Origin of the sequence: Paraburkholderia sp. GAS32 (assembly GCF_050434225.1) — a bacterium.
GTDB classification, from domain to species: domain Bacteria; phylum Pseudomonadota; class Gammaproteobacteria; order Burkholderiales; family Burkholderiaceae; genus Paraburkholderia; species Paraburkholderia madseniana.
In genome coordinates, this window is record NZ_JBNPVS010000096.1 from 1 (window position 1) to 12,887 (window position 12,887).

The following is a 12,887-nucleotide window of genomic DNA, read 5'->3' on the forward strand; positions in this document are numbered from 1 at the left end:
ATTGGCTGCTCCAGTATCAATCACCTAACGGAAGACCCTCTCCAGGATCCCGACGTACCGCCGCTTTACATGCATTCACGCACATGGGTAGCGGTTTGCTGCGCGCTCGGCCTTGTATCGACCCGGTTCGGCCGTTCGACACGCCGCAACATAAACGGCAGCTTTCAAGGTACAACGGCCCTCCGCCTGGTCACGTTAGCTGGCGAGTAAGGGGGACGAATTTTCCCGATCCTGCAGCAGCCGCCATTGAACCTTTCCGCTGCCCGTTCGGGGCAGCCCCAGAACGAATTCGACGATCTGGGGCACCTTGTACGACGCCATATGCTCGTGTGCCCATTCAATGATCTGCTTTGCTGATACATCGGCGCCGGCGCGTAGAACCACGAATGCCTTCACGATCTCACCCTTGCGCGCATCGCGTGCTGCAACGACACATGCGTCCTGAATCGCAGGGTGTCCAAACAGCAAAGTCTCGACTTCCGCAGGCCATACCTTATAACCGGACACATTAATCATTCGCTTTAGCCGGTCGACGAAAAAAAAATATCCGTCCTCGTCGATATAGCCGAGGTCACCAGTGCGCAGATAACGTATCCCGGCAACCTCGACGAAGGCGTCGCGCGTGGCCTCAGGACGTCCCCAATAGCCCGTGAACACCTGCGGTCCGCCGACAAGAATTTCACCCGTTACACCCGGATCGAGGACCTCGAACGTTGTGGGATCGACCACAATCGATTCCGTGTCCTGAATCGGTATGCCCAAACACTGCTGCTTGCAGCGCTGCGGAGGGTTGAGATGGGTTGCACCAATTGTCTCGGACAACCCATAGCCCTCCACATAGGGAACGGCCAAACGTGCTGCCATGCGCTGCGCCAGTGCCCTCGGCATTGCGGCGCCACCGCCACCCACGATCTCGATGGAGCTTAGGTCGAAACGGTCGAGATCGGGCACGCTCATGAAGTCAATCATCATCGTCGAAATGGCGCTCCAATAACTTATGCGGTAGCGCTCAATCAATTGCGCGGCACAGTGACTGTCCCAACGTGTCATCACGACCATGGCCGCCCCGAGGAAGAGCGCCAAATTCATGGTGTGTTGCATCCCGCTGACATGAAACATCGGCATCGAGCATAAGATGACTGAGTCCTGCGACAGACCACACCATTGCGCAGACCCGGCGACAACATGATTTGCGCTTCGATGCGTATGCATGCATCCTTTCGGGGCAGCAGTGGTGCCCGACGTGTAGGGGATTACCGCGAGGTCCTCGGGCGATGCGACGTACGGCGACGGCTGCTGAGCGGCCGCAAGTGCGGCACGCCAGCGCACGGCTCTCGGCGCGATAGCTACGGAGAACTCGGGGTGGACATCGAGTTCGGGGACGGCCTCAGTCAGCACAGCCGGCAGCGGCAGGTTGGTGCTGTCAGAAAGATAGTCGGCATAGCGCGCCACGATCACATGGCTGATCGCGTCGCCGAGAAGGGGCCGGGCATTCTCGTAGAGCTCATCACCCAGCAGAGCGACCTTGGCACCGCAGTCCTCAATGATGTGCCGAAGTTCGGCGGCATTGTTCATCGGATTCACGGGCACCACCACTGCATTGGCTCGCAAGATTGCGTAGTAGCCGATGACATATTGCGGGCTGTTCTGCATATACAGCGCGACGCGATCGCCACGCGCGATGCCGCATTGACGCTGCAGAAAGCCTGCCAGCGCCTCTACTTCTTGCCGCAATTGCGCGTAACTCAACGCCCCGCCGTAGTAGTGAAGCGCCGTCTTTCTGGGATATCGGCCGGCAGAGGTTTCGAGGTTTTCGTACAGTGAAGGCTGCGGCAATGGCAGGTGATGCGCAAGGCTGTCGGGCCAGTATGGCGAATAGTTCAAGTTTCCCTCCTTTAAAAGGGGCGCTCCTGTTGCCTTCAATGGTTGATGCCGTTGAGTCGGCACCTTTGCCGTGGCATTCGTTATGTGCGACTGGGAATGCCAAAGGCGTTATAGAGCTTCATTTGTGCGTTCGAGTCCGTCTTAAGCTTAGTACGCCAGTGACCATGCGGCACAATGTCGACGGCTGTCTTGCGAGCGCCTTCAGTGTGGGAGGAGGTATCGCACGGAGCAGCGCTACAGCGACGCCCGGGGCTTTCCGTAGCTGTTTAATGGGTGCCTTTACGATGCAGTAGCTGTGTGGAGACGTGCCCTCTGCTCCGGATCGACCGTGCATTGCACGCATGCCGCAGCTGTGGCGGGACTTCCAGAAGGTAGCAGTATCAGGAGGAAACGACGATCAGCAATGCTGTCATCAGACGAATGAAAGTTCAGGCGTGCGTGCTGATCAGCTCAGAACAAAAAAGGAGGTAGTCGAGTCCGCATATCTAATGCGAAGCTGACGTTCGAATGTCCAGCTGAGGGCGCGCGCGAACGGCCGAAGCTGGCCGAGCGCGGTCCGATGCTGAACCGCAGTGGCGGGCCGGGTTTTGATCGCGCTGCATCCGGCTCAAGTCGACCCTCACCGGCCGCTCGCCCAAGTGTGAACGCTACGACAGGTTCCAAGCTATAACGGTCGTTCACGCGGCTATCTCTGCGCGTACGCTCGACACCGGACAGACCATCGCACCGCAGCCGAAAATATCCATTGAGCGTCAAGCAGACGCCTACCCACGACATCGCTCAGTTACGGCCGCATCCCGCCCGCGCGACCGTCTAGTCAACTCTGTTGCTCAGGAAGAACACTGACGTAGTATCGCGCGCTTCACGTGGCCAGCCGCGAAGATAAATCGTGGATGCCCTGGAACCAGTATGGTCTGCTGTGGATTACCAAACGATGTGGATGACGCCAACCTCTCCCACGAACGCCAACAAGTGATCTGACGAAGCAACCCGGGCGAGTTTGTTGCGCACTTAACTCCAGCATTCATGGGAGTTCAGTCTTGCGTATGCGCCCAGGGCACGCTCGCAAGACATTCGCCGAGATAGGCCAGCATCGCTGTCACCCGCGCCGGTCTGAAACCGCCAGGCGGTGTGACGAGGTTGAGATGAACTCGCGCAATCTGCCAGTCTGGCAAGACTTCCTCCAGTTCGCCGCTGCACAGCGCATCCCAGACGACGAACTCCGGTTGCAGCGCCAGACCCTGTCCCGCAAGCAGTGCCGGAATAATGGCCTCGGCATTGTTGCTGCTGATTCTCCCCTTCACGGGCACCACGCACTCGTCTCCGGACGCATTACGGAAGCGCCATTGGCCGGGCGTCGGTAGATTGGTGTAGATCAGGCAGGCATGGTCCGCGAGTTCCCGTGGATGCTTCGGGCGGCCGTTGGGGGACAGATAGTCCGTGCTTGCGACGAGCGGCCGGCGCACCTCGCAGAGCTTGCGCGAGCGCAGCGACGAGTCCGGCAGTTCGGCGATGCGCAGTGCCACATCGTACCCTTCGGCGACGACATCGACCACAGTATCTGTCAACGACAGGTCGATGTTGACGTCGGGATAGCGGTTGAGAAATTCGGGAATCAGCGGCGTCAGATATTTGAGGCCAAACGACATCGGCGCACCGACGCGCACCGTGCCGTGCGGCGTGAGCGCTTGCGCCGACGCCTCGGCTTCGACGGCTTCACCTTCGTTCAGGATGCGGACCGCGCGTTCGAGGGCCATGCAGCCCGTCGGGGTTAACGACAGCCGGCGCGATGTCCGATATAGCAGCGCTGTGCCGAGCCGTTGCTCCAGGCGGGCAATCGCCTTCGATACGGTGGGCTGCGACATGCCGAGCGACTCGGCCGCTTTGGCAAACGAGCCGAGATCGGAAACACGGGCAAATATGGCCCAGGCTTGAAGATCGGGAAGAGAAGGCATGAAAAAAACGGAATGGAATCCATTCGTTCCATTCTATTTATCAGGTTGAGAAGGTCAATTACTATCGTTCCTTCGAAATCGTTCCTGCGGGCGCTCTCATCCGTGTCGATGGAACTCTCAGCGCGGACGGCCTTCATCACGCGATATCAGGTTTGCTGAATCAACCTGGAAAACACGATGCTCCAAGCACAGCCAAGCCTGGAAAACTGCTGCTTTCGCCGGCCGATCACACGCTGATCCTGATCGACAAAGTCGCAAATGGCGTTCGCCACGAAGTCGATCGATCCGGTTCTGCTGCGCAACAATGCCGCGCAGGTTGCGAAGGCGGCGAAGGATTTCTCCGTTTCGACGATCCTGACCACGGTGGCATTGAAGACCTTCTCGGGTCCGATCCGTCATCCGGAAACACCGAGCGGATCTCGCCGAAGAGGGTTGCGACGATTGTGGATGAGTCGATAGTACGCGTTGGCCGCTAAGGCAAGCAGACATTTAAAACCGTTAGTCCGACAAGGAAGGGCTTTCACCTACCGATAGAGAGGTTCTATGGAATCCGCGAGCGAATTAGTCTACGTAGTCGACGACGACGGGCGCGTGCGAGAAGCACTCGCTGCGCTGTTGCGCGCAAACGGAAGGGACGTCCAGACATTCGACTCTGGCGAAGCGTTTCTGGACACGCCGCATCAAAATGTCGTCGCGTGCCTGATACTGGATATGAGAATGCCAGGCATGAGTGGCCTGGAAGTCCAGAGGCTTGTCCGCACGGACTCTCCGATTCCCGTCATTTTCATTACCGGAAGGGCAGATGTGCCGTCCACGGTCCTGGCCATGAAGGGCGGGGCAATTGACTTCCTCACAAAGCCACTCGATGAAGACTCGTTGATGCGCGCGGTCGATGCGGCACTCGCCACGGCGCACGTTCTTCGCAAGGAGGCGGAAGATACCGCGGCGCTCCAGGCTCTCCACCAATCGCTGACGCCTCGTGAGCAGGAGCTGTTGCCGTTACTCGCAAGCGGCCGGCTCAACAAGCAGGCGGCGGCAGTCCTTGGTATCACCGAATACACCGTGCAGGTGCATCGCGGCAACATCATGAGAAAAATGCAGGCGGATTCATTTGCCACGCTCGTCAGACAGGCAAGCAGACTGCAGCTTCAAACGTCGTCGACGACGCAACGAACGGCGTCACCAGCCGAGCGGCTGTTTCGAGAGCGAAGCTGACGCACGAATGTCCGGTTGCGCCGACGAGCGGATGACGCCTTCGAACCCGGCTGTTTCCGCTGCGGACACGGTGCTTGGGAGATTACGCATGCCGTTCCATGAGGTCCGGTGACGACGAAGGAGCAAGCACCAAAGTGCAGATCTTGCCGTCGTTTTCGACTTCGACAAAACCGATTCTGCTGTACCAGTCATAGGCAACTCGGTTGCGTATGAAGACATTCAGGTACAGGGGTTTTTGTAAAAAACTGGACAACGACATGACCTTGGCAATCGCTGCACTGCCGATCGACTTGTTTTGCATCTCCGGCACGATACAAAGCATCCTCAGCCATAAGACATCCGGTTCGACGTCCCAGTGCACAAACCCGCAGCGGCCGCCTTTCCACGTAACTATTTGACAAGGGCCCTGACGAAGGCTTTTTGCAAAGCCCGCTTGCTGCAAGTTGTCATCCCAGCCATACGCTGAAGTAACGAAACCTTTCATCGTTCGCCGGTATGTGCCAAATAGCCATTCCGAGTCTCCGGGTACGGGCAGCCGAAAATCCAGATCCACCACAACCGCCGATCGCGATAAGCAGGTCTTCGGCAGAGTACTGGATAAAGAGGATCGGCATCAGTCGGTTGGGGCCGGCGAAAGCCAATGGATGCGGAATGCCGTTCACCGGACAGCTGAGTCACCGATCCGCTGCTGGCCGAACCTCGGCTCCCGACGAACCGCCGAAATCGACCCGAATCGGACCTACGAAACTTCGTGCCAGCGATCTCTCCTCGGGGTCGCCGGGGAGACGGAGAGCGTGAGCCTGGCCGGTTTCAAAGGGATGCTGTCGAAAAACTCGCGGCAGTTGGTTGCCCACCGCCGGCCAGAAAATCGATCTCTCAGATCGCACTACAAGCCGTTCGCGGGCCTCGGTTAAGGAGCGACCAATGAAAACCTCGCGATGTAGACCGTCGCCGGCTTTTTCAACACCATCAAAGGTCAAACGGTCATTCACGCAAGGACATGCCTCTAACGAGTACGGGACACGAGGCGTATTCCAGCTTTATGTAATAGCCGCCCTTTGCCCCGCCAGCTACCATCAGGAAATTGGCACTACAAACCGTTCAATTCAGACACCACGGCTTGGCGATTGCACTGCGGACCTCGATGTGATCGCGGGCCGGATGAACGTCCTGCCGGGCAATTCACGGCATCCGATTCCGATCGCGAAGGGATCGGAAAGCCAGCGGTAATGATCGACGAGATCGCTACCCGGCGGTACACAGTCGTGCCCGACATTCAATCTCTCTTCCGATGGCAATGACACGAAAGGACACACTATGACCTCGCCCCGAACCAGCGGAACGAATATTTCCCCGGATGCGACCCGCTCCGGCCGATTGTTTTTCCTCGAACTGAGCGGTGGCCGCATTCACTCGATCAATCCCGACGGATCCGACCTCAAGACGATCGTCGCGGATTGCCGCCTCCCCGACGGCATCGTCGCGGACGTTGATGCCGGTCATATCTACTGGACCAACATGGGTTCAATCGGCCTCCATGACGGCTCGATCGAACGTGCCGACCTGGATGGCAAGAACCGCGTGGTCATCGTCCCGCAAGGCGTCACGCACACACCGAAGCAGATTCATCTCGACAAGGCAAATGGCAAGCTCTATTGGTGCGATCGAGAGGGCATGCGCGTGATGCGCGCCAACCTCGACGGCTCTCAAGTCGAAACGCTGGTCGCGACCGGGCAGAGCGACCAGGACCGTCTCGACCAGACCCGGTGGTGCGTCGGAATCACGATCGATCCGAAGCACAAGAAGCTCTACTGGACGCAAAAAGGTCCGGACAACGCCGGCCTGGGCCGCATCTTCCGCGCCAATATCGAGATCCCGCAGGGCGAAGGCCCGACAAACCGCTCCGACATCGAGGTGCTGTTCGACCGGCTGCCCGAGCCCATCGACCTCGAGCTCGACCTCACGAAGCGTGTCCTCTACTGGACCGACCGCGGCGATCCTCCGCGCGGCAACTCCGTCAATCGAACGCCGATCGACGGACCCGCGACGTCTGAAATCCTCGTTACGCACCTGATGGAGGGAATCGGCATCGCACTCGACATTCCCGGAAATCGGATGTTCGTCACGGACCTGGGCGGCTCGATCTACTCCGCCGATCTCGATGGAAAAAACCCGCGCAACTTCCTTTTCGCCCAAGGCAACCTGACCGGCATCGCCTATGCCGAAGTCTGACCCACGCATTGGAGACATGACATGACTGATACCAAGAGCCAGCCCATTCGCCGCATCGCCATCATCGGCACCGGCGTGATCGGTGCCAGCTGGACCGCGCTGTTTCTCGCCAAGGGGCTGAAGGTCGTTGCGACGGACATCGCCCCGAATGCCGAAGCCCAACTCAGGGCGTTCGTGGAGGCTGCCTGGCCGGCGCTCACGAGATTGGGCCTGGCGCCCGGCGCGTCGCAAGCGAACCTGACGTTCACGCCTGTGCTTGCACAAGCACTCACGGATGTGGATCTGGTCCAGGAAAACGGCCCCGAGCGGCTCGAATTCAAGCAGGATCTCTATCGGCAACTCGATGAGCTGCTGCCCCCCCACGTGATCATCGCATCGAGCACGTCGACCCTGCCCATGAGCAGCATCCAGGTGGGCGCCGTGCTGCATCCCGAGCGCTGCGTCGTCGGCCATCCGTTCAATCCGCCGCACCTGATTCCGCTGGTCGAGATCGTCGGCGGGACCAAGACCTCGGAAGAGACGATCCAGCGCGCCATGGAGTTCTATACGTCGATCGGGAAACAGGCGGTGCGCCTGAACAAGGAATTGCGGGGCCACGTCGCCAACCGTCTGCAGTTCGCGGTGGCGCGCGAGGTCTATTACCTGGTGTCAGAGGGTGTGCTGAGTGCCGCCGACGTCGACACCGCCCTCTCCTGGGGGCCGGGCCTGCGCTGGGGCTTGATGGGCAACATGATGCTCAATCACCTCGGCGGCGGCCCGGGCGGCATCGAGCATTTCTTCCATCAGTTCGCCGGCCCGATGACGGCTGGGTGGAAGGAACTGGGCTCGCCGGAGCTGACGCCGGAAGTGCAGAAGAAGCTGATCGACGGCGTTCATGCCGAGGTCGGATCGCGGTCCATCGAGGAACTGGAGGCAGAGCGCGATGAGCTGCTGCTCGGACTTATCGAGCTGCGCACCAAAGGAAAGGCGCGTTAAAGGTACGGATGCGGCCACGCCACGCGTGGCCGCGGCTCGCGTGAATTGATCGCGGGCAGTTGACACTCCCTTATCGAAGAAATTTCCCAAATGAAAGACTCGACCAATCTTGCAATCGAAAGCGGGCCGGATCGGCTCACCGGAATCATTCAATCGAATCTCGCGAATCCGGCACGGAACGCGGATATCGACCTCCACGGCGCGCTCAATGACGTACTGAAAGACGTCGGGCTATCGACGGCGGACAGCGGTGGCAAGATCACGTTCCACGGCCGGGATCCGATCATTCCCGCGCTCTTCCGGTTCGGCTCGTTGTCCGCGATCGCCCTGGCCGCGAAGGCCGTCGGCGTCGCTGCACTATGGCGACTGCGGACCGGCGAGGAACAGGACATCGAAGTGGACGTTCGTAAAGCGTTGCGGCGCTTCGCGGGGTTCTTCGATCTGAAATGGGAGACGATCAATGGACGTCCTCCAGCCCTCAAGATCGATACCAATCTCTTTCGCGAAACCCGCGACGGACGGCACGTCGTGCCCCTGAACATCTACCCAAAGCTGGCTGCCCGCGAACTCAGCCTGCTGCGGTGCGACTCCAGCCCGGAAGCCGTGCGCAACGCCATTCTGCAATGGCGCGCGGACGACCTGGAGAATGCGGCGGCGGAAGCCGGGATCGTCATCGCCAAGGTGCGCACTTTCGAGGAATTCCGCAAGGAGCTTCAGTACACCGAGGTCCTCTCGAGAATGTCGCTGATCAACGTGGAAAAGATCGGCGAAAGCGAGCCGATCCCTTTCAGGAAAGAGGGCACCAGTCCGCTGGACGGCATTCGCGCACTTGGGATGGGTCACGTGATTGCCGGAGCGGCCATCGGGAGAGACCTCGCTTTGCACGGGGCCGATGTCCTCAACATCTGGCGGCCGTTCGACGACAGCGAAATCGAGGCGTTCGCGTGGGACACTCAGGTCGGGATGCGCTCGACGATCCTGGACTACTCGACGGAGGATCGCGCGAAATTCGATCTCCTGCTGAAGGATGCCGATGTCTTCTTCGCGAACAAGCGTCCGGGCTACCTGGAACGCCATGGTCTCGAGGCTGAGGAACTCTGCGGCAGGAAGCCTGGGTTGATCCATGCCAGTGTCCTGCTTCACGGCGCCAGGGGCCCCTGGAAGTATCGTCCGGGATTCGATGAAATCGGCGCGGCCGTCTCGGGGCTGTTCGCCGTCGAAGGTACGCTCGCGCGTCCGAAATCGCCGCCGATCATCCCCATTGTCGACAACGTGGTGGGCTGGCTCGGCACGGTCGGCGTACTCGCGGCGCTGCGCCGACGTGCGATCGAGGGTGGCAGCTATCGAGTCACCGTTTCTCTGACCCGAACCGTGCTGTGGCTGTTCTCGCTCGGCATCTTCGACAGGGACTATGCCCAGGCGACCGCCGGATCTTCCGAAGAACACGCCTACGTCGCCCCCGATCTGTTCACGGCAGAGACCCCGCTGGGCACGTATCAGGGCATGACCGACCAGGTCGTCCTGTCGAAGACTCCCGGGTCCTTCAGGACGGTGCTCGTGTCACGAGGCTCGAGCAAGCCCGAATGGCTGACGCAGTGAGGACCTAAGCCGACGATCGATGAGCAATCCCAGTAAGCGGCGGCCTTGACCGTCCGTATGTTGTTGACACGCGTGCGCTCGCGCGATCGCGAAAGCAGCAGTAAGCCGCGGCGCACATCATGCCTGGATATCGTGGCACATTGCGATGCCACGTAGTCCGCCTCAAACCAAGGAGAACCCGATGTCGGAACACGTATACAAACTGATTGAACTCACCGGCTCGTCGACGCAATCGAGCGACGACGCGGTGCGTGTGGCGCTAAGCAAAGCGGCCAATACCGTGCGCAACATGCACTGGTTCGAAGTGTCTGAGACGCGCGGACACATTGAGGAGGGCAAGGTCATGCACTGGCAGGTCACGCTGAAGGTCGGGCTGCGCCTGGAGGACTGAGACCAGACGGTGACTCATAAAGGCCCTGACCGCATGGTCCGAACAACACAGGGATGTTTCAAGCAAACACCCTCTCTGGGACCCGCTGGGCACATATCAGGGCATGACCGACCAGGTGGTCTTGTCGAAGACTCCCGGGGCCTTCAGGACGGTGCTCGTGCCGCGAGGCTCAAGTAAGCCCGAATGGCTGACGCGGTGAAGGTGCCCGACCGCGAAATCAGACAGGGGCGGATGGCGTTACGGCTGATGTTAATCAGCTTTCTGCAAGCAAAGGACGCCATTCCGTCTCCGCCGTCTCTGATTGCGATTGAAACGGCGGGGGCCGCCGCGCGCCCTTGCAAAGGCGATAAAGCAACGTTCATGGTCGCGAATTGAGTGGCCGCTTTCTGGGGTGGATCCGACGTCTGAACTTCCGAGCAACGGTGCGTGCGAATGACGCTTCATGGCCGAACTCGGTCCGACGCCGAACCGCCGAGCTGGCCGCCGTTGATCGTTCCGCTGCCGGCGGAAGTCGACCCTTCTCCGTCATACGAGGTCAATCAAGATCTCCGGCCGCTTTTCGAATTGCAACGGCCGTTAATCAATACAGTTGAATCGTGCTGGAGGTTCAATCTCCCGAAGTGGGTTGCCGCGATAGCCCGCCCGCGGCCTCGACTCACATCATTTCGGGGCTGCTCAGTTTTGTTCCGTCGGAAAAGCGGGCCAGTCTGTAGGGTTTAATGTCGAACTGCGGCGCCTCGTCCATTACCAGCCGGCTCACGAGAACGCCTGCGCCTGGCCCTAGTCCAAAGCCGTGTCCGCTGAAGCCGGATGCGATCACGAGACCGGGTTTCGCATTAACCTTCGAGATGACGGGAACGAGGTCCGGCGTCGTGTCGATCGCGCCCGCCCATGCGTGAGCGATCCGCAGGCCCGCCAGCTCGGGAAACACGCTGGACACATTTTGCAGGGCACGTTCGAGCCATTCGGTATCAGGCCGGGGATCCAACACCCGCGTTTCTTCGAACGGCGAGACGTCATCGTCGCGCCAGGTTGCGCTTGCCTCCGGTCCGTGGAAGAAGCTGGCACCGACGCGAATCTTCAGTTTTTTCTTCAGCTTGCTGCGGAACATGGTGCGGAACTTCACCGAATGCCGCAGGTTTTGCGGCGCGAGTTCCACGCGTCCGTAGCCGGGAACAGCGATGGTGTAGCCGCCGTCCAACCGCCTCCTCAGCGCGAAGTTAGGCCCGGAGAAACAGCCTTCGATGACCCCCGGCGCCTCAGCGGTTCGCAACGCCGTTCCCATCACGTTGATGGAGGGCAGATCGATGCCGTGATGCTGGCAGAACAACGCGCTCCAGGCGCCTCCCGCGAGAACGACGGTGTCGGCTGCGAGCCGGCCGCGCTCCGTCCAGATGCCAGAGACACGCCCAGCACTCGTGTCGAGACTTCGTACCGCGCAGTTCTGATACACCATCGCGCCGAGACCTTGCGCGCCGCGAGCAATCGCAGGCGCGGCTTTCGACGGCTCGGCGCGGCCGTCCGTGCCAGACCACAGCCCTCCAGCCCACTTCGCGCGTCCGGACGGAATGCGCGCTGCCAGTGCGCGCGCACTGAGGATCTCGCTGTTAAAGCCGACTTCCCGGGCGCGGGCAAGCCACGATTCCCACTGCGCGATGTCCGATTGATGCTCCGTGCCGTACAGGATGCCCGCCTTACGAAACCCAATGTCCTCGCCCAGTTCTTCGCTTAGTTCGCTCCAGCGCTTGAGGCTCTGCATCGCGAGCGGCAACTCATGGAGGTCGCGGTTCTGCTGACGCACCCAGCCCCAATTGCGCCCCGACTGCTCGCAGCCGATGACGCCCTTTTCGAGCAGAGCCACCTGGACGCCGCGTCGCGCCAGTTCATAAGCGGTGCTGACGCCAATAATGCCGCCGCCAATTACCGCGACATCGCATCGCTCGGGGAAACCTTCGCTATCCGTGACTTCGTCGATCCTTAGCATTTCATAGTCGTTGGTTGCCGCTTCTTAGTACGTTACTGCAGTCAAGACATCGGAAATGCGCACCTAAAGCGCGATTTCACCATCCGCAGATAGTGGCTACGATTTTGGTATGTTCCACCGCTTCGCTGATAGGACGATCCTGTTGTATCCGAAAGGGATACAACGATGATCCACCAAACGCTGAGGCAAATCTTGAATTGCAATCTTGCAGACTGTTGCCGAGACCAGGTTTCTGCCTAGCCACATTCTCACGCTCTTGCTTCCTGGTTAGCAGACGTGCAAGCACAGGATGTGCGAACGGCGGCAAAGGCCGATCATGGGGCGCTCGTCGTTAACAAGCGGATGGCTGGTTGCGGGGCGAAGCCGACGCCTGAACGTCCGACCGGCGACGCGTGTGAACGACGGGTTGTGGCCGCTCACTGCCTCATGCAAACCGCATCGGCGACTCGACCTCCCTCGGTCTCGATCGACAACACGCGACCCCGAGCCGTCATTCGTCACCGTGTTGGCAACGGCCGCTTTCCAATTCCGAACGGACATCCGTCCGCATCACGTCTGCAGTACGGGCGCTCGCGGCCGACGGGTCGCGAGCGGCCATCATGCACTCGCTCAGAAGCGCCAACGGAATCTCGGTCAAATCACCAGCAAGCGT

Annotated in this window: 10 protein-coding genes and 1 pseudogene; 7 read left to right on the plus strand and 4 right to left on the minus strand. The window is 60.1% G+C overall.

Annotated elements, in window-relative coordinates:
- Positions 1-195: 195 nt before the first annotated feature.
- Positions 196-1,884, minus strand: coding sequence for a long-chain-fatty-acid--CoA ligase (locus P3T25_RS47590; RefSeq protein ID WP_429364634.1), 1,689 nt, complete (start codon positions 1,882-1,884; stop codon positions 196-198).
- Between the two features lie 1,034 nt (positions 1,885-2,918).
- Positions 2,919-3,839, minus strand: a complete 921-nt coding sequence (locus tag P3T25_RS47595; protein ID WP_154562286.1) for a LysR family transcriptional regulator — start codon at positions 3,837-3,839, stop codon at positions 2,919-2,921.
- Between the two features lie 155 nt (positions 3,840-3,994).
- Here P3T25_RS47595 and P3T25_RS47600 point away from each other — a divergent pair.
- Both P3T25_RS47600 and P3T25_RS47605 read left to right on the plus strand, forming a co-directional pair.
- Positions 3,995-4,232, plus strand: a pseudogene (locus tag P3T25_RS47600) (hydrolase); the annotation flags it as partial.
- Between the two features lie 150 nt (positions 4,233-4,382).
- Positions 4,383-5,054, plus strand: a complete 672-nt coding sequence (locus tag P3T25_RS47605; RefSeq protein ID WP_154562287.1) for a response regulator transcription factor — start codon at positions 4,383-4,385, stop codon at positions 5,052-5,054.
- 82 nt (positions 5,055-5,136) lie between these two features.
- On the opposite strand, the gene P3T25_RS47610 is transcribed toward P3T25_RS47605, so the two are convergent.
- Complete coding sequence (locus P3T25_RS47610; protein WP_154562289.1) at positions 5,137-5,538, minus strand: GNAT family N-acetyltransferase; 402 nt, start codon at positions 5,536-5,538, stop codon at positions 5,137-5,139.
- 833 nt (positions 5,539-6,371) lie between these two features.
- Here P3T25_RS47610 and P3T25_RS47615 point away from each other — a divergent pair.
- The 5 genes from P3T25_RS47615 to P3T25_RS47635 all read left to right on the plus strand — a co-directional run bounded on the left by P3T25_RS47615 (position 6,372) and on the right by P3T25_RS47635 (position 10,626).
- Positions 6,372-7,286, plus strand: coding sequence for a 3-hydroxyacyl-CoA dehydrogenase (locus P3T25_RS47615; protein ID WP_154562291.1), 915 nt, complete (start codon positions 6,372-6,374; stop codon positions 7,284-7,286).
- A gap of 21 nt (positions 7,287-7,307) precedes the next feature.
- Positions 7,308-8,261 (plus strand): 3-hydroxyacyl-CoA dehydrogenase NAD-binding domain-containing protein, encoded by a 954-nt coding sequence (locus P3T25_RS47620; RefSeq protein WP_103153846.1) that lies wholly within the window; start codon positions 7,308-7,310, stop codon positions 8,259-8,261.
- A 90-nt stretch (positions 8,262-8,351) separates the two neighbouring features.
- On the plus strand, positions 8,352-9,860 hold the full coding sequence (locus tag P3T25_RS47625) for a CoA transferase (protein WP_154562293.1): 1,509 nt from the start codon (positions 8,352-8,354) through the stop codon (positions 9,858-9,860).
- A gap of 181 nt (positions 9,861-10,041) precedes the next feature.
- Positions 10,042-10,251 carry a dodecin gene (locus P3T25_RS47630; RefSeq protein ID WP_154562295.1) on the plus strand — a complete coding sequence of 70 codons (210 nt, stop codon included), beginning with the start codon at positions 10,042-10,044 and terminating at the stop codon, positions 10,249-10,251.
- Positions 10,252-10,434: 183 nt separating this feature from the next.
- Positions 10,435-10,626 carry a hypothetical protein gene (locus tag P3T25_RS47635; protein WP_154562297.1) on the plus strand — a complete coding sequence of 64 codons (192 nt, stop codon included), beginning with the start codon at positions 10,435-10,437 and terminating at the stop codon, positions 10,624-10,626.
- Positions 10,627-10,906: 280 nt separating this feature from the next.
- Here P3T25_RS47635 and P3T25_RS47640 read toward each other — a convergent pair whose 3' ends face one another.
- Positions 10,907-12,235, minus strand: coding sequence for an NAD(P)/FAD-dependent oxidoreductase (locus P3T25_RS47640; protein ID WP_007735328.1), 1,329 nt, complete (start codon positions 12,233-12,235; stop codon positions 10,907-10,909).
- Positions 12,236-12,887 lie beyond the last annotated feature (652 nt).

Bases quoted from the DNA above. Each gene is read 5' to 3' on its own strand.
- P3T25_RS47595 (WP_154562286.1), bottom strand. From the start codon at position 3,839: ATGCCTTCTCTTCCCGATCTTCAAGCCTGGGCCATATTTGCCCGTGTT.
- P3T25_RS47605 (WP_154562287.1), top strand. From the start codon at position 4,383: ATGGAATCCGCGAGCGAATTAGTCTACGTAGTCGACGACGACGGGCGC.
- P3T25_RS47610 (WP_154562289.1), bottom strand. From the start codon at position 5,538: ATGAAAGGTTTCGTTACTTCAGCGTATGGCTGGGATGACAACTTGCAG.
- P3T25_RS47615 (WP_154562291.1), top strand. From the start codon at position 6,372: ATGACCTCGCCCCGAACCAGCGGAACGAATATTTCCCCGGATGCGACC.
- P3T25_RS47620 (WP_103153846.1), top strand. From the start codon at position 7,308: ATGACTGATACCAAGAGCCAGCCCATTCGCCGCATCGCCATCATCGGC.
- P3T25_RS47625 (WP_154562293.1), top strand. From the start codon at position 8,352: ATGAAAGACTCGACCAATCTTGCAATCGAAAGCGGGCCGGATCGGCTC.
- P3T25_RS47630 (WP_154562295.1), top strand. From the start codon at position 10,042: ATGTCGGAACACGTATACAAACTGATTGAACTCACCGGCTCGTCGACG.
- P3T25_RS47635 (WP_154562297.1), top strand. From the start codon at position 10,435: ATGGCTGACGCGGTGAAGGTGCCCGACCGCGAAATCAGACAGGGGCGG.
- P3T25_RS47640 (WP_007735328.1), bottom strand. From the start codon at position 12,235: ATGCTAAGGATCGACGAAGTCACGGATAGCGAAGGTTTCCCCGAGCGA.